Source organism: Asinibacterium sp. OR53 (assembly GCF_000515315.1).
GTDB lineage: Bacteria > Bacteroidota > Bacteroidia > Chitinophagales > Chitinophagaceae > Sediminibacterium.
In genome coordinates this window covers 3,612,239-3,636,685 of sequence record NZ_KI911562.1, presented here as the reverse complement: position 1 = coordinate 3,636,685, position 24,447 = coordinate 3,612,239, and the positions used below count along the sequence as shown (strand labels likewise).

Sequence of the window (24,447 nt, the reverse complement as noted above, 5' to 3'; positions counted from 1 at the left end):
TTGCAGGATATTATCGTAAGCTCGGCCAATGGTACAAAGGCTATTGATCATCATATTACTCCTTGGCAGTGTTTCCCTGCGGGCACAACAAATACCGCTGCGCCAGTATGGTCAGCAGGGTACGGGCGGCAGTAACGTCACTTATGATAACCAGGGAAGGCCCATCAGGAAAAGCAAAGGAGGCGACTCGCTACAGCACCGCGACCGGTATGCAGATTCCATCACCATTTATTATCGCTATTACGATTCCACCCGCAACCGCATCATTGATTCTTCCATCAACGATTTTACCACCCGCTTCCCCCTGCCTTATTACTATCACACATTGGGAAACTATGGAACAGCAGCACAGTCAATGTTGTTCAACCCTTATATGAAGCCCGGCTTCGACGCAGGTTTTCACCAGTACGATATATATGCGTACACGGTAGAGAATACCCGGTTTTACCAGACCACCCGGCCTTATACGGAGCTGGCATATTTGCTGGGTAGTAAGGCGGAGCAATTGGTGAACCTGTCGCATACTCAGAACAGGAAAAGCAATTTTAATTTTTCTTTTGAATACCGTTTCAGTAACGGACCCGGGGTATTGAAAACACAGAATGCCAGTCACAATAATATCCGCTTCACCGCACACTATCAGACGCGTAATAAGAAGTACGAATACTTCCTTATTTATATTTCCAATAAAGCAGCGTCTTCGGAGAACGGAGGACTGCGTGATGTGAAAAAACTCGATAGTCTTGCATTGAATGATCCGTATGAATTGGAAACGAGGCTGGGTATTGCAGGAGCTGCTACGCGCAATCCTTTTAACACTGGCGTGAATACGGGAAATATTTATAAAAATACCACGCTGCTTTTCCGGCATCATTTCGACCTGGGTAAGAAAGATTCGCTGGTGACGGATTCAGTTACGTATAAATTATTTTACCCGCGATTGAGGGTCGAACATACGTTGAACTACACTACGAACAGTTATGAATTTCTCGACCAGAATGCCGATTCAACTCCTTATCGAAACTATTTCAATATACGGCTTCCACAAAGCAGTGCGGTTATCGATATCAAAGACCAATGGAAAAGTCTCACCAACGAATTCAGCCTGCTTTCATTCCCCGATAAGAACAACCAGAGCCAGTACCTGAAGGCGGGGATTGCTTTGCAGAACCTGCGGGGAACTTTCGACACCATTACCACACGCAGCTATTACAATGTATACGCAACCGGCGAATACCGTAACCGCACGCGTAACCAGGTATGGGATATAGAAGCCAATGGGCAGCTATACCTGAATGGGTTCAATGCGGGTGATTATGCGGCTTTCGTGAGCATGAAGAGATCGCTGGGTAAAAAACTGGGCTACTTCAATATTGGTTTTCAGAACGTGAATCGCTCACCTTCTTTTCTCGTTACCGATACGGTGAGTCATTTTTGGGTGGCGAACAGAGGTCATTTCAATAAAGAGAATGTGATCAGACTTTTTGCACAGTATGAAAATCCCAGGAGTGCATTAAGGCTGGGCGCTGAATATTTTGCAGTAACCAATTACCTGTATTTCGACAGTTTCATGCTGGCCCGGCAGGAACCGGCACTGTTCAATGTGCTGCACCTCAGCGTGGAGAAAAGGATCAGGCTGAGCAGGCACTGGAACTGGTACACAGAAGTGCATCTGCAGCAAACTACGGGACAGCCGCCTGTTAACCTGCCATTGATACTTACCCGGAATCGGATTGCTTTTGAAGGGAATTTTTATACCAATCTCTTTCTCTCAACCGGATTGGAACTGCGTTACAACTCACCCTACAAGGCCGATAATTATTCACCCTTCATAGGACAGTATTTTTACCAGCATACGGAAAGCATCAGCAACCGGCCCGATATCAATGCGTTCCTGCATTTCCGAATTAAAAGCTTCAAAGGATTTGTACGACTGGAGAACCTGAATACCCTAAACCTGGAAAAGGGGTTTCAATTCAGCAAACTTAATTTTGTTTCAGGGGTGTACCCCAATACCGGCCTGTGGACACGCGTAGGTATCTGGTGGAATTTTGTGAATTAAATAGCCACATCATAAAGCGATGCCAGCCTGTCGATAACAGATTCCACTACGGCATCCGGGCAACTTGCTCCACTGGTCATGAGGATGCGAAGGGGTTCTTTATCGGGCAGGTAGCCGGTTACGGTAAATTGTTCTTTGGTGCGCCAGTTGCGGTTGAGCAGGGTTTCTTTACTGATCAGTTTCTCGGCCGCATCAATGAAGTAAGTGGGTAAAACGGCTTCACAAAGTTCTACCAGGTGCGATGTATTGCTGCTGTTGTAACCACCAATGACAATGGCCAGATCAGCAGGTGTTTCGAGCATACCTTGTACGGCTGTCTGGTTATCATTGGTGGCGTAACACAGAGTATCGCGCGTGTCGGCAAACCTTTCAGCAATGTTGGCGGCCGTGAGCTGGTATTTTTTCATATACACCGATTTCAGGTAATCGGAAATAGCCTGTGTATCGCTGGCAAGCTGGGTGGTTTGATTGACCACGCCTATGCGCTGCATATCTTTTTCTATATCGAAACCTTGCGAATAACGCCCCCTGAATGCTTCATAGAATTGTGCAGCCGGCTGTTCTCCCGTGATATATTTCGATAACTCCACTGCCTCAGTCATATCGTTGACCACAACGGTGGGCGTATGATGCGATGCGTGCGAAAAAGTGGCGCGCGTTTCTTCGTGCTGGGGCTTGCCATGCACTACAATGCTGTACCCTTTCTTTGCGATCTGTTCGCTGCGGTTCCATACTTTTTCTACAAACGGACAGGTAGTATTGTAATGTTCTGTAGGAATGCCTTTTTCCTTTAACATGGCTTCGATCTGCAAGGTGGTTCCGAAAGCGGGTATGATCACTACGTCATCGGCGGTGAGCGTTTCAAAAGGGATCAGTTGTTTGCCATAGGTATCTTGTAAAAATTGTACACCCTGCTGTTGCAGGTCCTGGTTGACCTTGGGATTGTGGATCATTTCGCTCAACAGGAAAATACGTTTGCCGGGATTTTCTTCAATGGTGCGGAAAGCAATTTCAATGGCGTTCTCTACTCCATAACAGAAGCCGAAATGCCTGGCCAGGTATATCTGAATGGGGCCAAGATCAAGGAGGGTGGGGGTAAAATCTTTTTTCAGCTTATCCTGCTCTTTCCTGCGGTTCTTGATATCACTGATCAGGCCACTTCTGTAGCCGGTAGGAACATTGAATTGCTTCATGCGGCAAAGGTAGGCATTCGGCTTTTATGTACCTTCATGGCTAAAACCTAATGATGATGCAAACCCGATTGTTATGGCTGTTCATAGCTTTTCTTGGCAGTTCTTTGCTGTATGATGCCAATGCCCAACACCACCAATGGATATCCCTGTTTGACGGCAAAACGCTGAAGGGGTGGCGTACATACCAGAACAGGCCTTCCGGTTCCTGGTCGGTTAGCAATGGGGCGCTGTATTGCAAAGCCAACAAAGAGGGTAATCAGCAGCATGCCGATTTGATGACGGAAGGTGAATTTGAGAATTATGAGTTTTCGATCGACTGGAAGATTGCTCCGAAAGCAAACAGCGGCATCATTTATATGGTGAATGAAAAATACGGCGCTTCATACGAAAGTGGCCCTGAATACCAGTTGATCGACGATGCCGGTTATCCTGAAAAGATTGAAGACTATCAGAAAACAGGTGCAAATTATGCCATGGACGCTCCTGTGGTGGATGCTACCCGCCCTGCCGGTGAATGGAACCATACACGCATCATTGTGAACAAAGGACATGTAGCGCATTGGCTCAATGGGAAAAAAGTAGTGGAATATGAATTGTGGAGTGATAGCTGGAAAGCCCATAAAGCAGCTGGTAAATGGAAGGATAAAGAAGGATATGGCATGTCCAAAATGGGGCATATTGCCTTACAGGATCATGGCGGAGAAGCCTGGTTCAAGAATATCAAGATCCGAAAACTTTAACGCTCCTTGAATCGCATAGACAGATTATTCAGTATCCTTACTTTTCTGCAATCGCGCAAATATGTGCCGGCAGAAAAGATCGCAGAAAAATTCAATATCAGTATCCGTACGGTATACCGCGATATCAAGGCTTTGTGTGAATCGGGTATCCCCATCAGCTTTGAAGCGCAGAAAGGATATTTTGTGGTACAGGGATATTTTCTGCCGCCGGTGGCGTTCAGCAATGAAGAGGCCAATGCTTTATTGCTCACGGAAGTATTGGTACATGGTTTTGCCGATAAATCGATCCGTAATCATTATACCAGTGCCCTCAACAAAGTAAAAACAGTACTGCGTGCCGCGCAGAAAGACAAAGTAGAAGCATTGAGCGATACCATCCGCTTGCAGTTGCCACAGCGGCTCAACAACGATTCCGAACACCTTTCCATACTGCAAACGGCCATTGCCAATAAGCAGGTAGTGCGGCTGGAATACACGAATACCAAAGACGAAAACAGTATTCGAGAAGTAGAGCCGATAGGGCTTATTTATTATGCATTCAGCTGGCACCTGATTGCCTGGTGCCATTTGCGTAAAGATTACCGGGATTTTAAGGTGCAACGTATCGTAAAACTGCAAAACACAACAGTTGAATTTACCGTCCGGGAGCATATCCCGCTGGAACAATACATGAAGCAACTGCCGGTTGATTATTAATTTTTTTGACGGCGGAAAATTGACTGCCATAGGGCTGTCAGTGGTGCCTGTTTACTTTGTACTATCAAACAAAAACATGCACTATGACATTCATCGAATCGCTCCAGGCAGAACTGGAAAAAGAAGCAATCACTACCCGCAAAATGCTGGCCCTTGTTCCGGCAGACAAATTTGAATGGCAACCCCATCCCAAAAGTATGACCCTGAAACGTTTGGCAACCCATGTTGCAGAGTTACCCGGTTGGGTTGAGATGGTATTGACTACCGAGGAACTGGATTTTGCCAACAATGCCTATGCTCCAAGAGTTGTTGATAATACAAAGGATTTATTAGGTTACTTCGACGAGTCGCTGGAAAAAGCCAGGAAATCATTGTGGAAAGCCATGGATGCGGATTTATTACCTAACTGGACGCTTCGCAATGGCGAGCAAGTGTATTCTGTAGAACCCAAACACGATGTGATACGTATGGCCTATTCACAAACCATCCATCACCGCGCCCAACTGGGCGTTTTCCTTCGTTTACTTGATGTACCCATCCCCGGCAGCTACGGACCAAGTGCCGATGATCCGCACATGTAAGCATTTGAGGTTTCAATTTGCAACCTCAAAGAATAAATGATGTGAAACTAAAAAGAAGAGCCCGGTCTGCAATGATTCCAGCATCCGGGCTCTTCTTTTTTACATTGACTAATTACCGAATTGGCTAATTGTCAAATTTTATTTTGCAGCAACTTGCTTACGAATAATGTTCAATGCACCACCTGCTTTGAACCATTCGATCTGCTGTTGGTTGTAAGTGTGGTTCACACTGATCTTATCAACGCTGCCATCTTTGTGATGCAGTACAATGGTCAGCGGCTGACCGGGTGCAAAACTCGTGAGACCTTCAATATCAATAGTATCATCTTCCTGTATTTTATCGTAATCATTCTTATCGTTGAAGGTCAGGGCCAGCATACCTTGCTTTTTCAGGTTGGTTTCGTGGATGCGGGCAAAAGATTTTACCAGTATCGCGCGAACGCCCAGGTGACGGGGCTCCATAGCTGCATGTTCGCGGCTGCTGCCTTCGCCATAGTTTTCATCACCAACAACGATGGAACCAATACCGGCGGCTTTATAGGCACGCTGGGTGGCAGGCACAGGACCATATTCACCAGTTAGTTCATTTTTGATGCTGTCGGCCTTATCGTTGAAATAATTAATGGCGCCGATGAGCATGTTGTTGCTGATATTATCGAGGTGACCGCGGAATTTCAGCCAGGGGCCTGCCATAGAGATATGGTCGGTGGTACATTTGCCCTTGGCTTTGATCAGCAGTTTCAGCCCTTTCAGATCGGTTCCTTCCCAGGCAGGGAATGGTTCCAGCAATTGCAGGCGCTTGGAAGCAGGATCTACTACTACCTGTACGCCACTGCCATCGGCAGCAGGTGCCTGGTAGCCGGGATCGTCTACTGAAAAACCTTTAGCCGGCAACTCTTCACCGTTGGGCGCATCCAGTTTTACTTTCTCGCCTTTATCGTTGGTGAGGGTATCGGTCAATGGGTTGAAAGTGAGGTCACCCGCAATGGCCATAGCAGTTACCAGTTCAGGTGAACCAACGAATGCATAAGTATTGGGGTTGCCATCGGCGCGTTTAGCGAAGTTGCGGTTGAAAGAATGCACGATGGTATTCTTTTCTTTTTTATCAGCACCCACGCGATCCCACATACCGATACAGGGTCCGCATGCATTGGCGAATACCTTAGCGCCGATCTGGTTGAAAGTATCCAGGAAACCATCCCTTTCAATAGTGAAACGCACCTGCTCACTACCGGGTGTGATGGTGAATTCGCTTTTCAGGGTCAGGCCTTTGTCTTGTACTTGTTTGGCCAGGCTTACAGCGCGACTGATGTCTTCATAAGAGCTGTTGGTACAGCTACCGATCAAACCCACTTCAATTTTGGTAGGCCATCCGTTGGCAACAGCTACTTCTTTCATTTTGGAAATAGGCGTAGCCAGATCGGGAGTGAAAGGTCCGTTCAGGTGAGGTTCCAGTTCGCTCAGGTTGATCTCTATCAGTTGATCGAAATATTTTTCGGGAGATTGGTACACTTCTGCATCAGCAGTCAGGTAATTTTTGATGCCATCGGCCAGGGCAGCTACTTCTTCGCGGCCAGTGGCTTTGAGGTAACGGCTCATGCTTTCGTCATAAGCAAAAGTAGAAGTAGTGGCTCCGATCTCTGCACCCATGTTACAGATGGTGCCTTTACCGGTACAGCTCATGTTGGTAGCGCCTTCACCAAAATATTCTACGATAGCGCCGGTTCCACCTTTTACGGTCAGGATGCCGGCTACTTTCAGGATCACGTCTTTGGGGGCTGTCCATCCGTTCAGCTTGCCGGTGAGTTTTACACCGATCAGCTTGGGCCATTTGAGTTCCCAGGGCAGTCCGGCCATCACATCACAAGCATCGGCACCACCAACACCAATGGCTACCATGCCCAGTCCGCCTGCGTTCACGGTATGAGAGTCGGTACCGATCATCATGCCGCCGGGGAATGCATAATTCTCCAGTACTACCTGGTGAATAATGCCCGCACCGGGTTTCCAGAAATCGATGCCATATTTATTGGATACGGAAGACAGAAAGTCGAACACTTCCTTGCTTTCCGTGGTGGCTACCTGTAAGTCTTGCTTGGCTTCTACCCTGGCTGTGATCAGGTGGTCGCAGTGTACCGAAGAGGGTACGGCCACTTTAGGCCTGCCCGCCTGCATGAACTGCAACAAAGCCATCTGGGCCGTTGCATCCTGCATGGCTACGCGGTCGGGAGCAAAATCAACATAAGATTTACCTCTCTCAAAATTCGATAACTGCTGGTCGCTGTGCAGGTGTGCAAAAAGTATTTTTTCTGCCAGTGTAAGTGGCCTGCCCAGGGCTTTACGCGCAGCGTCCACTTTGGCGGGGAGGTTGGCGTAAACTTTCTTGATCATTTCAATGTCAAAAGCCATAATAGAAGTTTATTGTTTGTAGGTTATTGCTACAGGTGGGTGGAAATTGCCGCGAATTTACGAAAAAACGAGGGCTAACGGAAAACTGTTTTTAACAGAATTTGGGCCTTTTTAGGCCTGTTTATTGCTGGCTGATAGCGTTAAAATACGTAAATTGGGTCCGGTTTCTGCTATACCCCGGACTGCATTGTAAATTGATTGTGTATGCAAAAAATCAGGGAATTTCTCGAATTGAGGGCTTTTGGTGTTTGTTCGGCAATAGGGGAACGTTTAGGTATTGCCAGTTCGCGCATCCGCATGTGGTTCATCTACATTTCCTTTCTTACGCTGGGCTCTCCTGTTATCGTTTATATGATCCTGGCTTTCTGGATCAATATAAAAAATTATATCCTGGCGGGAAGGAGGAATCCACTAAGGAATTTGTAAAACGGGTCTCAGATCACCGCTTTACGCAGTTTTACCAACTGTTCCAGTAATCCTTCCAGCAGATCGAGCTTTAACATATTGGCCCCGTCGCTCTTGGCAACGGCCGGGTTGGGATGTGTTTCAATGAAAAGTCCGTCTGCCCCCGTGGCAATAGCCGCTTTTGCAATAGTGCCGATCAGTTGTGGATTACCCCCTGTTACACCGCTGGTTTGGTTGGGTTGTTGCAGTGAATGGGTGCAATCCATGACCACAGGTACCTGGTGCTCCTGCATCCAGGGAATATTGCGATAATCCACTACCAGGTCCTGGTAACCGAAAGTAGTACCCCTTTCCGTGAGCATCACTTTATCGTTACCCGCTTTTTTGATCTTGTCCACAGCAAATTTCATAGAAGGACCACTCAGGAACTGCCCCTTCTTAACGTTCACTACCTTTCCTGTTTCAGCAGCGGCAATCAACAAATCGGTTTGCCTGCACAAAAAAGCGGGTATCTGCAATATGTCGATGAAAGGAGCTGCCATGGCCGCTTCCTCATGCGCATGTATATCTGATGTAGTAGGCAGTTGATAGGTAGTGCCTACTTTTTTGATCAAAGAAAGACCGTTGTCGTCACCGATACCTGTGAAAGAGCTGGCGCTGGTGCGATTGGCCTTACGATAGCTGGCTTTGAACACATAGGGTATTTCCAGCCTTTTGCAGATGGCGGATACTTTATCGGCTACTTCCATTACCAGTTCTTCGCTTTCCACCACGCAGGGGCCTGCAATGAGGAAAAATTGATCGGGGTTATAAGACTGTTGTTTGAAAAGTTGTGAAAGATAAGAAGGGATCATGAGATGATAATTTTGCGCAACCGATTTCATCGGCGCAGCAAATTTACGTAAATGGAGCGGCATATCTATTTCAGGGTATTTTTGCTTTCTTTGCTTCGCTCTAAATCAACTGCTATGTCCACGTCCAAAGAAAGGATACTCGTAATAGGCGCTTCGGGCCAGATAGGTGTTGAATTGACCCTGGCGCTGCGCAAACAATATGGTAACAACAACGTCATTGCTTCCGATCTGCGTGAACAGAATCCTTTGCTCGAAGGCACCGGTCCTTATGTGAGCATCGATGTGATGAACAAAGAAATGTTGCACGTACAGGTGATACGCCAGAACATCACACAGATATACCTGCTTGCGGCCATCCTTTCGGCCACCGGTGAAAAAAATCCCAACCTGGCCTGGCACCTCAACATGCAGGGTTTATTGAACGTGCTCGATATCGCCCGCGAAGAGAAACTGCACAAAATATATTGGCCCAGCAGCATTGCGGTATTCGGACCTACTTCACCTAAACAGAATTGCCCGCAGCAAACCATCATCGAACCTACTACTGTGTATGGTATCAGTAAGTATGCCGGTGAATTTTGGTGTAATTATTACCATCATCGTTATGGAGTGGATGTACGTAGCTTGCGTTATCCCGGGCTCATCAGTTATAAATCGGCTCCCGGTGGCGGTACTACCGATTATGCTGTTGAGATCTATCACGAGGCGTTGGCAGAGAAAAAATACCAATGCTTTCTCAAAGAAGATACTTACCTGCCTATGATGTACATGCCCGATGCCATTCGCGCCACGTTGGAGCTGATGGCGGCGCCGGCAGATAAGATCAGCATCCGTACTTCGTATAATATTTCGGGTATGAGCTTTTCACCCAAAGAGATCGCTGCAGAGATCGGCAAACACGTTCCCGGTTTTCAGATGATCTATGCGCCCGATTACCGCCAGGCCATCGCAGACAGCTGGCCGCAAAGTATTGATGACAGCGTAGCTGGGATGGACTGGGGCTGGAAGAGAGAATATGATTTAAGTAAGATGACCGAGGATATGTTGAAGAACCTCAGCCACGCTTAAAAGTGGAAACCGATATTGATACCTGCTCCGCGTATCCCTGCCCAGGGGCCGTCTGATGTGATCTTGGCACCACTGCCATCGGCATACACGGTATTGGTGAATTTGAAAGGCTTTGCATTTATATTGTCGAGATTCTGTTTCAGAACAGATTGTTCCTGTGGGTTCAGAGGAGTAGTGGCCACAAAATTCAGGTCACCCTTACTGGAACCATAGTGCCCGCCAATGATCCAGATATCTATTACCAATACTTTGAACAAACGGTGTTGTGTACCGATCATTAATCCGCCGTTGGTAGAAGTGATCTTCCCGGAGAAATCTGCATCCTTAGTGTAAGGACTGCCGTTTACCGTAGTGGTATATCTTACCGGTGAAGTAATGTCGAAACTGGAGAATCGCATATAGGGCGCGAGATAAAAGCCGCGCATGTTGCCTTTGCCCAGGTAAAATCTTACTTCGGGTGTCCAGGCGGTGTTACCAATTTCGAAGCGACTGAAGTTGATATCGGAACTGTTGATGATGTTCTCTAATTGCGATTGGAAGGGGGGACTGCCCTTGGGCTCCGTGCGGTAACCGAGTACAAGGGATACACGCTTTGAAATTTTTCTTTCAAAAGAAAAACTATAATTCTTGAGGGCCAGTGAACTGAGATTCACCTTTACGATGTTGCTTCCCAAGCCTAAAAGTTGCGCATTGGCAAACAAAGGGAAGCAAAGCAGCAGGAAAAGAAGTTGTTTCATATAAGGAGGGTTCTTTATCCAATAAGATCAGCGACCGTTTTATTCTCCAGCACTTTCAGCGTGTTATCGCGCACTTCGATCATGACCCTGTTCAGACCGCATCTCTTTTCGTTGCAGTCGGCACATTTTTCATAGAAATTGAGACTTACACAAGGCAATAATGCAATAGGACCTTCGATTAAACGCATAACCTTCGCGAGGGGAATTTTATGAGGTTCTACGTTAAAAAAATAACCGCCGCCTTTTCCTTTTTTACTATCCAGTATGCCAGCCTTTTTCAGTTCCAGCAAAATATTTTCTAAAAATTTGAGGGGAATCTTTTTTTTGCTGGCAATTTCAGCGATCAATACCGGGCCGTCTTTTTTCTTCTCTGCCATAAAGGTAAGCGCTTTAAAGGCATATTGTGTTTTTTTTGACAACATATTAATGAAAACTTAAAATATTAAAAGATTGAGTGAAAACCTGTACCTTCCTTTTTCAAAACCATCAACATGCGAAAGATAATCCAATTTTCCTTTTTTTGCATGGCCCTGGCTCTTTCTATGAAAGCATCGGCACAACTGCCGGGCCCCAAGTTGCCTAAAGTGCTGGCTTTTGCCAATTTTACTTATGCAAGCCCTTCCAATAGCGACTTCAAAAATATTTCCAATAACGGCGTAGGTTTCGAAGCTGGCGCAGGTATTGGTATGGGTAAAACGCTCATTATTGCATCACTCGGACAGGTCAGCTATAATATCCCCAATACTTTTATTGCTACCAGCGCTACAGGTATCGCATTCACCAGCAGTAGTTCCCATCTGAAAGTAACGCCATTGAAAGTAGGTATCCGGCGTTACCTGATTGGTGGCCTCTTTCTCAACGGAAACCTGGGTGTTGCCATGCAGAAATACGATAACAGTACGGTAACGGGCAGCACTTTCCTGTATGAAGGAGGCGCCGGATGGAAAATCGGGTTCCTGGAACTGGGCGCTGCTTATACCGGATTCAACCTGGCGGGTACTTCTCAACCTGTAACGGCCAATGCTTTGTTGCTGAAAGCCGGACTGGCCATCAAGTTATAAGCCCAGCACTTCTTTCATTCCGAAAATACCTTTTTTGCCAGCGGCAAATTCTGCTGCCAGCACGGCGCCACCGGCGAAGCCTTTGCGGTTGTGGGCAGTATGTATGATCTCTATATCATCGATTGGAGAACTGTATTTTATTTTATGCGTACCCGGCGCCGGGTCGATGCGTTCTGAAATGATCACCAGTTTTTCCGGATCGGTACTTGTTTCGTTTACCCACTGTTTTTTAGTAGCAATATGTTGCAACACCTGTTCTGCCAATGTAATAGCGGTGCCGCTGGGCGCGTCTTTCTTTTGTGTGTGATGGATCTCTTCCATCGATACATTATACTCCGGGTGTTTGTTCATGAGTCCGGCGAGAAAAGTATTCACTTCAAAGAACAGGTTTACGCCGATGCTGAAATTACTTGCATAAACGAGGCTGCCTTTTTGCGCTTCGCAATAATTTTTCACTTCATCCCATTTATCCAGCCATCCGGTAGAACCACATACCACGGGCACGCCCCATGCCAGGCATTTCATCACATTATCGAAAGCGCTGTGTGGTCCGGTGAACTCAATGGCCACATCGGCGCGTGACAGGTGCTCCTGCGTGAACTCGTGCGCATTGCTGACATCGATTTTCAATACGATCTCATGCCCCTTGGCAAGCGCAATTTCTTCAATGGCTTTTCCCATTTTACCATAACCGATCAGTGCAATTTTCATATACCGGGATTTAAAAAGTCGGAAATTTCTGCGAAAGTATCACTATTCTGTTTATCGAACATCTACCAGCCTCCGGGAGGAGCTGTTTTTGAGGTTCAGGGTGAAACCAAGACCCGGTGTGCGGGTAACGGGGTCGAGTTTGGGGCTCCATTCCATCGACAGGTCGTTACTGATGTCGAATTGTTTGAGGTGACCGAATACGGTAGCATCCGCCACCTGCAACCCCCATGCAATGATGAACCAGAGTATGGAATAATCCCGGTCTCTCCGGAAAGCGTTGCGGTAACTCTGTACAGAGCCGATGCTGAGTGTTTTTAGCTGCGGATCGATATCCTTCAACATGCTTGAATCGGGATTAACGGGCAATGATGCTTTGTAAAGTGCTTCGTAAGCGAATTTTGTTTTTTTATACCAACTGTTGTTATAAAAATATAAACTCGCCGGTATGGCCAGCACGCCGTATACAAGGGGTATTTTCCAGTATTCGCGGTTATAGGCTTGTCCCCATCCGGGAATGATCGCAGAACGGCGGGTAGCAATACGCGGATCGTGTTTCCTGATCTTAACTGTATCTTTCACCGATCCTTTATCGGTTTGCGCCAGCAGGCAGTTGAACCAACTGCAGCAAACGATGATCCATATAAAACGATGATATGCTTTCATGCAACGATCAACTCACGGTTACATTCATGGCATCGAGTATTTTATTGAACTCTTCCAGTGAATAATATTCAATGGTGATATTGCCATGTCCATTTTTGTTGTGGTTCAATTTTACTTTGGTGCCAAAGTGTGAAGCTAAGTTATCTTCGATCTTTTTGTAAGCCGGGGGGAGTTCCGACTTTACCGAAGATTTAACAGCATAGGGTTTATCGGCTTTGTAGAGCTTGCGCACCAATTCTTCCGTTTGTCTTACGCTGAGTTCTTTCTGTTGTATTTCTTTGAACACATACAGTTGTTTATCCACTACATCAACACTGATCAATGCGCGGGCATGACCCATAGTGATGTTACCGCTGCGGACAGCCAGTTGTATATCGGGTGGTAATTTCAGCAAACGGATATAATTGGTAACGGTACTTCTTTCCTTGCCCATGCGTTCTGCCACTTGTTCCTGTGTATAGCTCAGCTCTTCCATCATTCGTTTATAGCTGAGGGCTATTTCAACAGCGTTGAGGTTTTCGCGTTGCAGGTTTTCCAACAGCGCCAATTCGAGTAATTCTTTGTCGTTGGCCTGGCGCTGGTAGGCGGGTACGTCTTTGAGACCAGCCAGCTTGGCGGCCCTGAAGCGGCGTTCACCGGCAATCAACTGGTATTTTCCATTGGCCAGTTTAGACACGGTCAATGGCTGGATGATATCATGTAATTTGATAGACGCTGACAACTCATTCAAAGCCTGTTCATCAAAATCGCGGCGCGGCTGCTTGGGGTTGATCTGTATATCGCCAATGGGAATACGGGAGGTATTCGTTACCTGGTTCACCACATCGGTCTTTAAAGAACCGGCAGTGGTTTTGAGGTCGGCATCGATATTATTGAGCAGGGATCGAAGCCCTTTGCCTATGAGCTCTTTGCTATTTTGTTTGGGTGAAGTCATTGTACACGGTTTGTAATTCGCACTATGCTATTCAAGTATTCTTTCTTCGTTCGACATTTTGGTCATGCCGTTCTTCTGTAAAATTTCTTTGGCAAGGTTGAGGTAATTGACAGCGCCTTTGCTTTCTGCATCGAACAGTACAACTGGTTTTCCTACACTGGGAGCTTCACTCAGGCGGGTGTTCCGGTGGATGATGGTATCGAAAACCATTTCATCGAAATGCCTTCTCACTTCACTCACCACCTGGTTACAGAGCCGCAGGCGGCCATCGTACATGGTCATGAGGATGCCCTCTATCTGCAGTTCGGGATTCAGCCTGTTCTGAACGATCTTGATGGTGTTGAGTAGTTTACCCAATCCCTCCAAAGCAAAAAATTCGCATTGAACAGGTACCATAACGCTGTCAGAAGCCACCAGGGAATTCACCGTAATCAGTCCGAGTGAAGGAGAACAGTCGATGATAATGAAATCATACCGGTCTTTCACCACATCGATGATACCCTTCATCACGTTCTCACGGTTGGGGTAATTGATCATTTCGATCTCGGCGCCTACCAGGTCAATATGAGAAGGGATCACATCCAGGTTGGGTACTTCACTTTTCAATATTACATCCGATGCGGGCGTATTATTCACCATGCAGTCGTACAGGCTGCTGGTGATATTGTGCAGGTCGAATCCCACGCCGGTAGTGCTGTTTGCTTGTGGATCGGCATCTACCAACAGGGTTTTAAATTCCAGCACTGCCAGGCTGGCTGCCACATTAATGGCAGTGGTGGTTTTTCCCACGCCTCCTTTTTGATTGGCAATCCCGATAATTCTCGCCATGTGTCTTCTATATTTTTATATCACTATAATTCGATGGTTTCTCCTATGCCGGGCAGTAACAAATTCTTTCCTGCGGCCTTGAATGCAGCCAGCGCCTCATGAGTATCGATCTTTATAAAACCAAAAGTATTATAATGTACACCCACTACCTGGTTGCATTGTATGAAATCTGCACAGCGGATGGCATCGGCCACATCCATTGTAAAATTGTCTCCAATGGGCAGCACTGCAAAATCGAGCTTTACCCATGAGGGGATCAGTTGCATGTCGAGCGTAAGGGCGGTATCGCCGCTGTAATAAAAATTCCCTTCGCCGGTAGTGAACAGGAATCCCATGGGGTTTCCTCCATAACTACCGTCGGGAAGGCCGCTGCTGTGTTGTGCTACCACACATTTAACCGTACCAAAATCGAAATGCCATTTGCCGCCCGTATTCATGGGATGCGTTTTCTCAATACCCTGCTTATTTAACCATTCGTGTACCTCCCAATTGCCTACTACCTGGCAGCCTGTGCGGGTGGCAATGCTCACGCAATCGGCTATATGATCGGCATGGCCGTGTGACAGGAAAATATAGTCAGCATCAATTTGCGCAGGATCAATGTGTTTGGCCAGTTCATTATACGTAATAAACGGATCAAAAAGGATCTTTTTACCTTTGATAACCACTGAGAAACAGGAATGTCCGTAATAAGTCAGTTTCATCTGATCGAGACTTTGGAAGTCGCCAAAAATACGGGTTTGTGATTAGGAAACGATACCTAAAAATGGAATTGTGCGGAATTAAGAATTAGCAGGGCTTTACAATAATTTTATCCGTCATACGTCAGCCCTGAAGTACCTTATAATGATTATTTTATGCGAAACGCAACTACCTGGTGGATCATAGCCCTGGTGATGTTTTTACTGGACCTGTATGTGTACCAGGCGCTCAGGATCGTGTCTCAGAATGCTTCTGAAAAGACCCGTATGGTCATTCATATTGCTTATTGGGTGATATCTGCCTTAACGCTGGCCACTATTTTGAGTTTTCCTTATGTGCAGGCCCTGCAGACCTCGAGGGTGTTCCGGAATTATATTTTTTCAATATTGGTGGGTTTGTTCTTTGCCAAAATACTGGGCTCGGTGTTTTTCCTGGCCGATGACCTCCGCCGCGGGTCTTTATGGCTCATGACAAAAATATTCCCCGATATGGGCGTACGGTATATGGATGAGACAAGCAGTATTCCCCGCTCCACTTTTCTCAGTTGGGTGGGGTTGGGTATCGGGGGCGGACTGTTTGGCACGCTTTTATATGGCTTCAGCAACAAATACAATTACCAGGTACTAAAGGTGAGGTTGAAATTCAATAACCTGCCACCAGCCTTCCGCGGATTGAAGCTGGTACAGATCAGCGATATACACAGCGGCAGCTTCCAGGATAAAAAGGCAGTGGAGCATGGGGTGAACATGGTTTTGCTGCAGAAGGCAGACATCATCCTGTTCACGGGCGACCTGGTGAACGACCGGGCTGTTGAAATGGATGATTATAAAGACCTTTTCAGCCGCGTTCAGGCACCCATGGGAGTTTACAGTACATTGGGCAATCACGATTATGGCGATTATGTTTCATGGCCTTCCGAAGCCGTTAAGACTGCCAACCTGGAAGCGCTGAAAAAAGTACATGCCGATATGGGCTGGCGATTGTTGATGAATGAACATGTGCTATTGGAAAAAGACGGACAGCAAATTGCTTTATTAGGCATAGAGAACTGGGGTGCCAAAGGCCGGTTTCCGAAATACGGTAAAATGAACCTCGCTTATCCCGGAACAGAAAAAATTCCATTCAAGATATTAATGAGTCATGACCCCAGTCACTGGGATGCGGAGATCAAACCGCATTATCCTGATATTGACCTGGTGCTGGCAGGACATACGCATGGCATGCAGTTCGGAGTAGAAAATCCTTATTTCAAATGGAGTCCGGTACAATGGATGTACAAAGAATGGGCCGGATTGTATGAAGACGGTAAACAAAAATTATACGTGAACCGCGGATTCGGTTTCATCGGTTACCCGGGAAGAGTAGGTATATTACCTGAAATCACCGTCATTGAGCTGGTATAAGTAACTGACATTTATACGTTTTAGGATATCCTTGCTATTTCTGGCATGGTCATTGAAAAGAATACATCAAACAAAACAGGGACTTATGAAAAGGATTTTTTTAGTAGCAGCCACCTTCATTCTTTTTACAGCAGGCGCCTTTGCACAAGGCGGATTCAGGCTGGGTGTGAAAGCAGGTACCAACCTGACTAAAATAACAGGACAATCCTTCAATAATGGATTTGATCTGTCGTATCACGTAGGTGCATTTGCAGAAATCGACTTCAACAAGAAATGGGGTATTCAACCTGAAGTATTGTGGAGCCAGACCACTACCAAGCGTACCAATTTTGATAACCTGTATCCAACCATCGTCAATTCAGCAACCAGTAAGGATGAGAAGATCAAACTGGATTACATGGCTATACCAATTTTGTTGCGCTACAATGTTGGCAAGATGCTTACATTGAATGCGGGACCACAATTCGGTATCCTGATTAACCAGGATAAAAACTTTGTTCAGAACGGACAAGCGGCGTTCAAGGACGGCGACTTCTCACTCGTAGGAGGTGCACAATTGAACTTTAATTTCCTGCGTATCTACGGCCGTTACAACATCGGTCTGAAGAACCTGAACGATGTGGGCAACCAGGATAAATGGACCAATCAACAGATCCAGATGGGTATAGGACTCCGGTTCTAATTACAGTTGAGTCATAAAATGAGAAAGCGCCTTATTCAAGGCGCTTTCTTTTTGTACGTACGGAAAACAAGGGTTATATTTATTTGGTAACAGAGGGTACGTTTTATATTTTATCGAAAACCAAAAGTGGTAATGCTGAGGATTTGATCTAATATAACTGAATGAAAATAATAACTCGAACAGTTTGGATTTTATCATTGGTAAGTTTATTAACAGATATTGCCAGTGAAATGTTGTACCCGGTAATGCCATTATACCTCAAAAGCATTGGTTTCTCAATTGTGTTGATCGGAATGTTGGAGGGTGTTGCTGAAGCCATAGCCGGGCTGAGCAAAGGATATTTCGGCAGGTTATCAGATCATAAAGGGCTCCGGATGCCTTTTGTGCAAGGGGGGTATGCGTTAAGCGCTTTATCCAAGCCAATGATGGCGCTACTCATTGCACCCGTTTGGATATTTTTTGCCAGAACTATTGACAGGCTGGGTAAGGGTTTGCGTACGGGCGCCAGGGATGCTGTACTGTCCGATGAGGCGACTCCTGCAACAAAAGGAAAAATATTCGGCTTTCATCGTTCCATGGATACCGTAGGGGCTGTCATCGGCCCATTATTGGCGCTTGCGTATCTGCAGTGGCATCCGGGCGAGTACAAACCTCTTTTCATCATTGCTTTTGCACCGGGGTTACTGGCAGTATTGTGTTCCTTGTTATTAAAGGATAAAAAAAGCATCGGTCATAGAGGGGAAATGGCGTTCTTTTCTTTTTTGCATTATTGGAAGATAAGCCCTGTTTTATATAAAAGACTGGTGATCGGCCTGCTTGTATTTGCATTGGCGAACAGCTCGGATGTTTTTTTGTTATTAAAGATCAGGCAGTCGGGGATGAATGATAGTGAGGTGATCACCGTATATATCTTTTACAATTTGATTTTTGCCGTGTGCGCCTTTCCAATAGGTATCCTGGGTGATAAGGTTGGATTGAAAAAAATGTTCCTGATTGGTTTGTTCCTTTTTGTTGTGGTTTATTCAGGCATGGGTTTTTCCCGAAGCAGGTTTATTTTTTATGGTTTATTCTTTTTATACGGAGTGTATGCAGCTGCCACGGAGGGCATATCCAAAGCCTGGATCAGTAATATCGCCAGTCAGAAAGATACGGCAACAGCAATAGGTGTCTATTCCGGTTTTCAAAGCATTTGTACAATGCTGGCGAGTGCGTTGGCAGGATATCTTTGGTTTCAATACGGAGCGATGGCTACATTCCTGGTTTCAGCAATGGCTGCAGGTATTGTATTGATTTATTTTTTCTTGTTTATTCCAGCGCCTGATATAGGTCAATCCTGATGCTGTTTGCTCTTATGGTTTCAATTTGTATGTTTTCCGTATGTCGGCTACTTCTTTCTTGAACTGCTCAAGTGATGCCAGTTGTTGTTTGATGAAACCATTGTCTTCCAGTTTGCCAATCACTTCGTTCATTTCCGCCAGGTCTTCATACACCATTTTCCGGAAAGGGTTGTTATAATCTTTTGCCCTTGAATCATAAATCGCTTTGGTGATCCATTCCTGTGTAGTAATGACCATGTTCAACAGGTTATTAAAAACGTGGTTGTCGATTTTCCGTAAAGGCTTTCCGGTGATCTCTGCCAGGGATGCCAGGGCGTGGTTCATTTTTTGTTGAGGGTATTTGCCGCCCAGTGCAGCATAATAATCGTGTACTTCATCCCAAGACCTGATCCTGCCCGATTTGATTCTTTCTTTTAATTGCTGCAGCTCATCTGCAGCAATGAGCTGGCCGCCGGCATTGGTCCATTTGGTACGGACAGTTTTGGCTGGGAGCGAAGAGATGAATGATTCTAAAGAAGCGGCTTTCTGTTGTTTCAGTAATTGTAATAATTGTGTGATACCGTAATAGTAAATGAGATCGGTAAACAACGTATAAGCCTGCGTTACTTTGGTAAGTATGGTTTTTCGCTTGCTGTTTTCAACGCCTTCTATCGTGATCTCCAACTGATTCACGAGTTTTGGATCTCCGTGCAGTAGTTGTTTGCCGGTTGTCCGGGCATCTTCCTGTGTAACTGTTTTCTGCGGATGGTGTACTTTGTAATAAGCATTGCCCGTGGCTGTTTCCAGCAAGTGTAGTGCATGGAACATTTCATTGATGGTATCGGGCGCCAGGTAATCGTATTCGAGGTGCTGGATGCGTTCGGTTCTTTTATCTCGGTCTACGTATTTCCAGGCATTCCTGGCCAGTGCATACATATTGTATAGGAACCAGTAACCCGGCATAATGTTGAGCCGGTCGTTATGCACATCATTGCTCACCAATGAAAAAGGAAAAGGTATGTCAAGCTCGGCAGGATAGTCTCCTTTAGCAAGAATGGTAAAGCTGGCGAACCTGGAATTGTGTTTGAGGCTCACGCAGAGACCGGGCCAGAATCCGCGCCCCATAATGATCTCGCCATCGGCACCGCGGCTGTTGTGGTTAGAGCCAATGGTAGCGCCTGCGGCGATATTGCTTTGTCCCATGACCAGCGCTGCACAAAGAAATGAGTTGTTGTGGTGCTGTTCATGGGCGGGGAAGATCAGTGAGTTCAACACTTCGCAACAGGAAATGGTGGCATTGTTACCCAGGTATGAGTTGATCAGTCGCGCGCCGTATTTCAATTGCGAATGAGAAGCCATGATAAAACGAACAGCTTTCACGCCATAGAATATGCGGCATCCGAAACCGATGATACCATTCACGATCTCACAACCTTCACCAATTTGTGTTTGTCCTTCTTCCCCCGAATTAACAGTGAGGTTTTTTAACTTGTTGGCGCCTTTGAAATAAGCATCGGTACCCACCCATACATCTTTGATGATCTTACAGTTCTTGATCACGGTACGGTCGCCGATCTTGCCATAATAACCGCGTTTGTTATCGAAGCGGTCTTCTGTGAATGCTTTGAATTTTTCCTGTAGCGCGTTATCGTTTTTGAAACGGCTCCATAAAAAGGCATCGCCGGGCAGCATGCCATTGAAAGGCATCACGCGCCGGCCGGTATTCTCATTGCAGACCTCCATCCATATCCGTACATCTTCGAGCTCGCCTTCTTTTACAATGCCGTTGCCGAACTTGGCGTGATTCGTTGTTACCAGTTCATTTACATTCACAATGATCACTTCATTGCCAATGATATAATGCGAGAGGTATTCTACATTATTGATTACCACATTATCGCCGAAATCGCAACTGATGATGGTGGAATTGTACAAGCCTACCGGCGTTTGCAGGTCGCTGAAACTGAGACAAAGGGGCTCCAGCTTGCCAATGCGCACAAGGCCGAAGAATTTGCAATTCTTTACCAACTCCGGATTGAACGCATCGGAAACCAATAAGTGATTCCAGTTGTCGCTGGTATTGCCATTGCGTACCAGCATTTCAATCTCATAAGCGGTAAGCTGCCGGTATGTAATGCCGTTGCGGTTCTGTTTATTGCGCAGGTAATATTCATCTTTCCCTTTGGGCAGGTAGGTGTCTTTGATAAAACCGTACCCCAATGCCGCAAGCGGAGATTTGGTAATGATGTTCTGAGGCATGCAGTATGCTTATATTGTTTTATTCAACAGTAACACTCTTGGCCAGGTTGCGGGGTTTATCTACGTCCAGTCCCTTGGCCACGCCAACATAATAACTCAACAATTGCAGCGGAATGGTACTCAGCAAGGGTGCGATCACTTCATCTGCATCGGGAACGAACATGATATCGTTCGACATGCCTGGGATGATCTCATCATTGGCCGTTGCTACAGCGATCACTTTTCCTTTTCTTGCTTTGATCTCCTGTACGTTTGAAACGATCTTTTCGTAATAAGAGTCTTTCGTGGCAACAAAAACCACCGGCAGTTTTTCATCTACCAGTGCAATGGGGCCGTGTTTCATTTCCGCGGCCGGGTAGCCTTCGGCATGGATATAAGAGATCTCTTTCAGTTTGAGTGCACCTTCAAGGGCGATGGGAAAATTATAACCCCTTCCGAGGAACAGAAAATCGGTAGCGTCTTTGTATTTAGCAGCAATGCGCTGGATATTGCTGGTGTCTTTCAGTATCTCTTTTACTTTTTCCGGCACTTCATACAGTTCGCGCATCAATTGCAGGTAACGCGCTTCGGTGATGGATCCTTTTGCATAACCGATCTTGAGTGCCATCATGGTGAGCACGGCGAGTTGGCCGGTAAACGCTTTGGTACTGGCAACGCCTATCTCCGGGCCGGCATGCGTATAAGCGCCTGCATTACTTAAGCGTGCAATGCTGCTGCCTACCACATTCACCACGCCAAAGATGAAAGCGCCCTTAGCTTTCGCGCTTTCCAGGGCTACCAATGTATCGGCGGTTTCGCCACTCTGTGAAATAGCAATGATTACATCGCCTTTGTTCACTACCGGGTTGCGGTACCGGAATTCAGAAGCGTATTCCACTTCTACAGGAATGCGGCATAATTCTTCTATCTGGTATTCGGCTACCAGGCCGGCATGCCAACTGGTACCGCAGGCTACGATCAGCATACGTTGTGCATTTTTCAATGCGTCGATATGGTTATCTACTCCGCTCATGATGATCTGTCCGGATTGCGGCAGCAACCGCCCGCGTAAACAGTCGAAAATAGTGTCCGGTTGTTCATGTATTTCTTTCAACATGAAATGTTCGTATCCGCCTTTTTCAATGGCGGCCAGTTCCATATCAAGCTTTGTAATGAAGGGTGATTGCTTTTCGTTACCCAGGTTCTTTAAGATCAGCTCGTCGGGCCTTACGATAGCGATCTCATAATCGTTTACATAAACGACTTCTTTGGTATATTCGATGATGGGGGAAGCATCGCTGGCGAGGAAATGCTCGCCTTTGCCAATGCCAATCACAAGCGGACTGCCCTTTCTTGCTGCGATGATGGTTTCAGGATCGTGTTGGTCGATGAGCAGGATACAATAGGCGCCAACGATACGTTTCAGCGCTATACGCAAGGCTTCTTCCAGTGAACAGTTGTTGTTCTTTTTGATGTCTTCAATGAAGTTCAGCAATACTTCGGTATCGGTATCGCTTTTGAAAGTATAGCCTTTGTTGATCAGTTCCTGTTTGATGGGCATGTAGTTCTCGATGATGCCGTTGTGGATCATAGCCAGTTGACCGCTTTGTGAAAGATGCGGATGCGCGTTGCGATCGCTGGGTTCACCATGTGTAGCCCAGCGTGTGTGGCCGATACCAATATGTGCGTGGGTGTTTTTACCCATCACGTCTTCTTCCATCTCGGCTACCTTTCCTTTTTTCTTATACACGTTGAGGCCATTGCTGTTGAGTAAAGCAACACCCGAGCTGTCGTATCCGCGGTATTCCAGTCTCTTCAGTCCCTTTAATAAGATGGGATAGGCTTCTCTCGGCCCGGTATATCCTACAATTCCACACATAAATTTTTAAGTTGTATTAGGTTACAAGTTTAGTTATTTTACTGCTCAGAATGGTTCGCAATTTGGGGCAAAGATCGTTCCACACCATAAATATTTCCAATGCATTACACATTTGATTTTTCGAAAGACTACATTTTGGAGGATGATTGCGTGCTCTTGCGTCCTCTTAGCGCAAACGATTGCGCAAATCTGCGCATTTTTTCCCAGAATGAGCCCGATATCTGGCAGTTTTCATTGCAAAAAGCGGCAGGAGAAAAAAATCTCCAGGATTATATTCAATTGGCCATGATGGGGCGTGAAAACCAGAAAGAATACCCTTTTATTGTTTTTGATAAGCGTGTACAGCAATATGCCGGCAGTACGCGGTTTTATGATATCAACCTTCCTTATCGTACGTTGCAATTGGGCTTCACCTGGTATGGCAAAGCTTTCCAGGGAACGGGGCTGAACAAACACTGTAAATACCTTTTATTGCGATTTGCTTTTGAAGAGATGGGTATGGAAAGGGTAGAGTTCAGGGCAGATAGCAACAATGCGCGCAGCATCGCTGCCATGAAAAGCATTGGATGCAAGCCGGAAGGTATTCTTAGAAGTCACATGCCCAAAGCGGAAGGCGGGAGAAGGGATTCCATTGTGTTGAGCATCGTGAAAGAAGAATGGCCGGGCGTGAAAGAAAAACTTGAAGATAAATTGGGAGTTGAGGGGGGCGGAGGGTAAAAAAGGGGGAAAACACGCTGCTAAAATGGGTTATTTTCCCCTTGTGGAACCTATGGCGCCTTGCTACTTTTGCGTGATGACATATTCAACACCTACGCTATGGAAAAGAAAATCATCATCAGTACTGCATCTGATATAGAACAGATTGCACACGAAATCGGCTTGTTTAAAATGGAGAAAAGGATCATCAAAGTACACATGAACCAATTCTCGGAAACGGAGAATCGTCAATTAGAACAGGAGATTGTGAAACGATATGCCACAGGCGGACAGCAGCTCGACAACAAGATCGGTTTGTTTACCCTGGCAGCTTACGTGGTGCTGATGGTAACCGGGGTCATACCGGTTTTGAAGCTGGGATTCATCAATTCCGTTTTACTGTACATCCTGTTTACAATTGTGCTGCTGCTGGGTATCCGGTTGTACCGACTCTGGCATGCTAAGAGGAGTTTGCGCCAGCTGGCCAGGGGATTGCAAGTGGCCCCGGCATTCTGATACAGCATCATACTATTCGTTCCGCTGAAATATCTTATATCCTGATGAACATAACCGGCGAGGCAGTGCTGAA

At 46.2% G+C, this 24,447-nt stretch carries 24 protein-coding genes; 12 read left to right on the top strand and 12 right to left on the bottom strand.

Going from position 1 to position 24,447, the window contains the following annotated elements:
- The first annotated feature begins 28 nt into the window (after window positions 1–28).
- Complete coding sequence (locus SEDOR53_RS18380; protein ID WP_051416711.1) at window positions 29–2,062, top strand: putative porin; 2,034 nt, start codon at window positions 29–31, stop codon at window positions 2,060–2,062.
- Here the strand turns inward: SEDOR53_RS18380 and SEDOR53_RS0116215 are convergent.
- A complete protein-coding gene (locus tag SEDOR53_RS0116215) occupies window positions 2,059–3,255 on the bottom strand; it encodes a 4-hydroxy-3-methylbut-2-enyl diphosphate reductase (protein WP_026770649.1) in 1,197 nt (398 codons plus the stop codon). The two genes, SEDOR53_RS18380 and SEDOR53_RS0116215, sit on opposite strands and share 4 nt — an antisense overlap.
- 56 nt (window positions 3,256–3,311) lie before the next feature.
- Between SEDOR53_RS0116215 and SEDOR53_RS18375 the strand changes: the two genes are divergently transcribed.
- From SEDOR53_RS18375 to SEDOR53_RS0116200, 3 genes are all read left to right on the top strand, one after another.
- Window positions 3,312–3,995 (top strand): DUF1080 domain-containing protein, encoded by a 684-nt coding sequence (locus SEDOR53_RS18375; RefSeq protein ID WP_232214797.1) that lies wholly within the window; start codon window positions 3,312–3,314, stop codon window positions 3,993–3,995.
- A 6-nt stretch (window positions 3,996–4,001) separates the two neighbouring features.
- On the top strand, window positions 4,002–4,691 hold the full coding sequence (locus SEDOR53_RS0116205; RefSeq protein ID WP_026770648.1) for a YafY family protein: 690 nt from the start codon (window positions 4,002–4,004) through the stop codon (window positions 4,689–4,691).
- Window positions 4,692–4,774: 83 nt separating this feature from the next.
- Entirely contained in the window at window positions 4,775–5,272 is a 498-nt protein-coding gene (locus SEDOR53_RS0116200) for a DinB family protein (RefSeq protein WP_026770647.1), read from the top strand.
- Between the two features lie 138 nt (window positions 5,273–5,410).
- Here the strand turns inward: SEDOR53_RS0116200 and SEDOR53_RS0116195 are convergent, their stop codons facing one another.
- On the bottom strand, window positions 5,411–7,681 hold the full coding sequence (locus tag SEDOR53_RS0116195; RefSeq protein ID WP_026770646.1) for an aconitate hydratase: 2,271 nt from the start codon (window positions 7,679–7,681) through the stop codon (window positions 5,411–5,413).
- A gap of 204 nt (window positions 7,682–7,885) precedes the next feature.
- On the opposite strand from SEDOR53_RS0116195, the gene SEDOR53_RS0116190 reads away from it, so the two are divergent.
- Complete coding sequence (locus SEDOR53_RS0116190) at window positions 7,886–8,107, top strand: PspC domain-containing protein (protein ID WP_026770645.1); 222 nt, start codon at window positions 7,886–7,888, stop codon at window positions 8,105–8,107.
- Window positions 8,108–8,115: 8 nt separating this feature from the next.
- Here the strand turns inward: SEDOR53_RS0116190 and kdsA are convergent, their stop codons facing one another.
- Entirely contained in the window at window positions 8,116–8,970 is an 855-nt protein-coding gene (gene kdsA, locus SEDOR53_RS0116185) for a 3-deoxy-8-phosphooctulonate synthase (RefSeq protein ID WP_232214796.1), read from the bottom strand.
- An 84-nt stretch (window positions 8,971–9,054) separates the two neighbouring features.
- Between kdsA and SEDOR53_RS0116180 the strand changes: the two genes are divergently transcribed.
- Window positions 9,055–10,008, top strand: a complete 954-nt coding sequence (locus tag SEDOR53_RS0116180; RefSeq protein WP_026770643.1) for an NAD-dependent epimerase/dehydratase family protein — start codon at window positions 9,055–9,057, stop codon at window positions 10,006–10,008.
- Here the strand turns inward: SEDOR53_RS0116180 and SEDOR53_RS18370 are convergent.
- Window positions 10,005–10,745 carry a DUF3575 domain-containing protein gene (locus tag SEDOR53_RS18370; protein WP_051416709.1) on the bottom strand — a complete coding sequence of 247 codons (741 nt, stop codon included), beginning with the start codon at window positions 10,743–10,745 and terminating at the stop codon, window positions 10,005–10,007. The genes SEDOR53_RS0116180 and SEDOR53_RS18370 overlap by 4 nt on opposite strands.
- A gap of 14 nt (window positions 10,746–10,759) precedes the next feature.
- Window positions 10,760–11,167, bottom strand: coding sequence for an Rrf2 family transcriptional regulator (locus tag SEDOR53_RS0116170; RefSeq protein WP_026770642.1), 408 nt, complete (start codon window positions 11,165–11,167; stop codon window positions 10,760–10,762).
- Between the two features lie 69 nt (window positions 11,168–11,236).
- Between SEDOR53_RS0116170 and SEDOR53_RS0116165 the strand changes: the two genes are divergently transcribed.
- Window positions 11,237–11,806 (top strand): hypothetical protein, encoded by a 570-nt coding sequence (locus SEDOR53_RS0116165; protein ID WP_157576865.1) that lies wholly within the window; start codon window positions 11,237–11,239, stop codon window positions 11,804–11,806.
- On the opposite strand, the gene dapB is transcribed toward SEDOR53_RS0116165, so the two are convergent.
- From dapB to SEDOR53_RS0116140, 5 genes are read right to left on the bottom strand one after another with little or no spacing between them, the layout of a single operon-like run.
- On the bottom strand, window positions 11,801–12,517 hold the full coding sequence (dapB, locus tag SEDOR53_RS0116160; RefSeq protein WP_026770640.1) for a 4-hydroxy-tetrahydrodipicolinate reductase: 717 nt from the start codon (window positions 12,515–12,517) through the stop codon (window positions 11,801–11,803). The two genes, SEDOR53_RS0116165 and dapB, sit on opposite strands and share 6 nt — an antisense overlap.
- Window positions 12,518–12,568: 51 nt before the next feature.
- A complete protein-coding gene (locus SEDOR53_RS18735) occupies window positions 12,569–13,180 on the bottom strand; it encodes a DUF5683 domain-containing protein (RefSeq protein ID WP_051416708.1) in 612 nt (203 codons plus the stop codon).
- A gap of 7 nt (window positions 13,181–13,187) precedes the next feature.
- A complete protein-coding gene (locus SEDOR53_RS0116150; protein ID WP_026770639.1) occupies window positions 13,188–14,114 on the bottom strand; it encodes a ParB/RepB/Spo0J family partition protein in 927 nt (308 codons plus the stop codon).
- A 27-nt stretch (window positions 14,115–14,141) separates the two neighbouring features.
- Window positions 14,142–14,942 carry a ParA family protein gene (locus tag SEDOR53_RS0116145; RefSeq protein ID WP_026770638.1) on the bottom strand — a complete coding sequence of 267 codons (801 nt, stop codon included), beginning with the start codon at window positions 14,940–14,942 and terminating at the stop codon, window positions 14,142–14,144.
- 23 nt (window positions 14,943–14,965) lie between these two features.
- The gene (locus SEDOR53_RS0116140; protein ID WP_026770637.1) at window positions 14,966–15,646 is read right to left on the bottom strand and encodes a metal-dependent hydrolase; all 681 of its coding nucleotides are present in this window, start codon (window positions 15,644–15,646) and stop codon (window positions 14,966–14,968) included.
- 153 nt (window positions 15,647–15,799) lie between these two features.
- Here SEDOR53_RS0116140 and SEDOR53_RS0116135 point away from each other — a divergent pair, with 153 nt between their 5' ends.
- From SEDOR53_RS0116135 to SEDOR53_RS0116125, 3 genes are all read left to right on the top strand, one after another.
- Window positions 15,800–17,047, top strand: coding sequence for a metallophosphoesterase (locus tag SEDOR53_RS0116135; protein ID WP_026770636.1), 1,248 nt, complete (start codon window positions 15,800–15,802; stop codon window positions 17,045–17,047).
- Between the two features lie 85 nt (window positions 17,048–17,132).
- Complete coding sequence (locus tag SEDOR53_RS0116130; protein WP_026770635.1) at window positions 17,133–17,729, top strand: porin family protein; 597 nt, start codon at window positions 17,133–17,135, stop codon at window positions 17,727–17,729.
- Window positions 17,730–17,890: 161 nt separating this feature from the next.
- Window positions 17,891–19,066 (top strand): MFS transporter, encoded by a 1,176-nt coding sequence (locus SEDOR53_RS0116125; RefSeq protein ID WP_026770634.1) that lies wholly within the window; start codon window positions 17,891–17,893, stop codon window positions 19,064–19,066.
- Between the two features lie 12 nt (window positions 19,067–19,078).
- On the opposite strand, the gene SEDOR53_RS0116120 is transcribed toward SEDOR53_RS0116125, so the two are convergent.
- A complete protein-coding gene (locus tag SEDOR53_RS0116120; RefSeq protein WP_026770633.1) occupies window positions 19,079–21,304 on the bottom strand; it encodes a DUF4954 family protein in 2,226 nt (741 codons plus the stop codon).
- Between the two features lie 19 nt (window positions 21,305–21,323).
- The gene (gene glmS / locus SEDOR53_RS0116115) at window positions 21,324–23,162 is read right to left on the bottom strand and encodes a glutamine--fructose-6-phosphate transaminase (isomerizing) (RefSeq protein ID WP_026770632.1); all 1,839 of its coding nucleotides are present in this window, start codon (window positions 23,160–23,162) and stop codon (window positions 21,324–21,326) included.
- Window positions 23,163–23,261: 99 nt separating this feature from the next.
- Here glmS and SEDOR53_RS0116110 point away from each other — a divergent pair, with 99 nt between their 5' ends.
- Both SEDOR53_RS0116110 and SEDOR53_RS0116105 read left to right on the top strand, forming a co-directional pair.
- Window positions 23,262–23,879, top strand: a complete 618-nt coding sequence (locus tag SEDOR53_RS0116110; RefSeq protein ID WP_026770631.1) for a GNAT family N-acetyltransferase — start codon at window positions 23,262–23,264, stop codon at window positions 23,877–23,879.
- Window positions 23,880–23,978: 99 nt separating this feature from the next.
- On the top strand, window positions 23,979–24,374 hold the full coding sequence (locus tag SEDOR53_RS0116105; protein ID WP_026770630.1) for a hypothetical protein: 396 nt from the start codon (window positions 23,979–23,981) through the stop codon (window positions 24,372–24,374).
- Window positions 24,375–24,447 lie beyond the last annotated feature (73 nt).

Coding starts and splice junctions, on each gene's coding strand:
- SEDOR53_RS18380 (WP_051416711.1), top strand. CDS start 29: ATGGTACAAAGGCTATTGATCATCATATTACTCCTTGGCAGTGTTTCC.
- SEDOR53_RS0116215 (WP_026770649.1), bottom strand. CDS start 3,255: ATGAAGCAATTCAATGTTCCTACCGGCTACAGAAGTGGCCTGATCAGT.
- SEDOR53_RS18375 (WP_232214797.1), top strand. CDS start 3,312: ATGCAAACCCGATTGTTATGGCTGTTCATAGCTTTTCTTGGCAGTTCT.
- SEDOR53_RS0116200 (WP_026770647.1), top strand. CDS start 4,775: ATGACATTCATCGAATCGCTCCAGGCAGAACTGGAAAAAGAAGCAATC.
- SEDOR53_RS0116195 (WP_026770646.1), bottom strand. CDS start 7,681: ATGGCTTTTGACATTGAAATGATCAAGAAAGTTTACGCCAACCTCCCC.
- SEDOR53_RS0116190 (WP_026770645.1), top strand. CDS start 7,886: ATGCAAAAAATCAGGGAATTTCTCGAATTGAGGGCTTTTGGTGTTTGT.
- kdsA (WP_232214796.1), bottom strand. CDS start 8,970: ATGAAATCGGTTGCGCAAAATTATCATCTCATGATCCCTTCTTATCTT.
- SEDOR53_RS0116180 (WP_026770643.1), top strand. CDS start 9,055: ATGTCCACGTCCAAAGAAAGGATACTCGTAATAGGCGCTTCGGGCCAG.
- SEDOR53_RS18370 (WP_051416709.1), bottom strand. CDS start 10,745: ATGAAACAACTTCTTTTCCTGCTGCTTTGCTTCCCTTTGTTTGCCAAT.
- SEDOR53_RS0116170 (WP_026770642.1), bottom strand. CDS start 11,167: ATGTTGTCAAAAAAAACACAATATGCCTTTAAAGCGCTTACCTTTATG.
- SEDOR53_RS0116165 (WP_157576865.1), top strand. CDS start 11,237: ATGCGAAAGATAATCCAATTTTCCTTTTTTTGCATGGCCCTGGCTCTT.
- dapB (WP_026770640.1), bottom strand. CDS start 12,517: ATGAAAATTGCACTGATCGGTTATGGTAAAATGGGAAAAGCCATTGAA.
- SEDOR53_RS18735 (WP_051416708.1), bottom strand. CDS start 13,180: ATGAAAGCATATCATCGTTTTATATGGATCATCGTTTGCTGCAGTTGG.
- SEDOR53_RS0116150 (WP_026770639.1), bottom strand. CDS start 14,114: ATGACTTCACCCAAACAAAATAGCAAAGAGCTCATAGGCAAAGGGCTT.
- SEDOR53_RS0116145 (WP_026770638.1), bottom strand. CDS start 14,942: ATGGCGAGAATTATCGGGATTGCCAATCAAAAAGGAGGCGTGGGAAAA.
- SEDOR53_RS0116140 (WP_026770637.1), bottom strand. CDS start 15,646: ATGAAACTGACTTATTACGGACATTCCTGTTTCTCAGTGGTTATCAAA.
- SEDOR53_RS0116135 (WP_026770636.1), top strand. CDS start 15,800: ATGCGAAACGCAACTACCTGGTGGATCATAGCCCTGGTGATGTTTTTA.
- SEDOR53_RS0116130 (WP_026770635.1), top strand. CDS start 17,133: ATGAAAAGGATTTTTTTAGTAGCAGCCACCTTCATTCTTTTTACAGCA.
- SEDOR53_RS0116125 (WP_026770634.1), top strand. CDS start 17,891: ATGAAAATAATAACTCGAACAGTTTGGATTTTATCATTGGTAAGTTTA.
- SEDOR53_RS0116120 (WP_026770633.1), bottom strand. CDS start 21,304: ATGCCTCAGAACATCATTACCAAATCTCCGCTTGCGGCATTGGGGTAC.
- glmS (WP_026770632.1), bottom strand. CDS start 23,162: ATGTGTGGAATTGTAGGATATACCGGGCCGAGAGAAGCCTATCCCATC.
- SEDOR53_RS0116110 (WP_026770631.1), top strand. CDS start 23,262: ATGCATTACACATTTGATTTTTCGAAAGACTACATTTTGGAGGATGAT.
- SEDOR53_RS0116105 (WP_026770630.1), top strand. CDS start 23,979: ATGGAAAAGAAAATCATCATCAGTACTGCATCTGATATAGAACAGATT.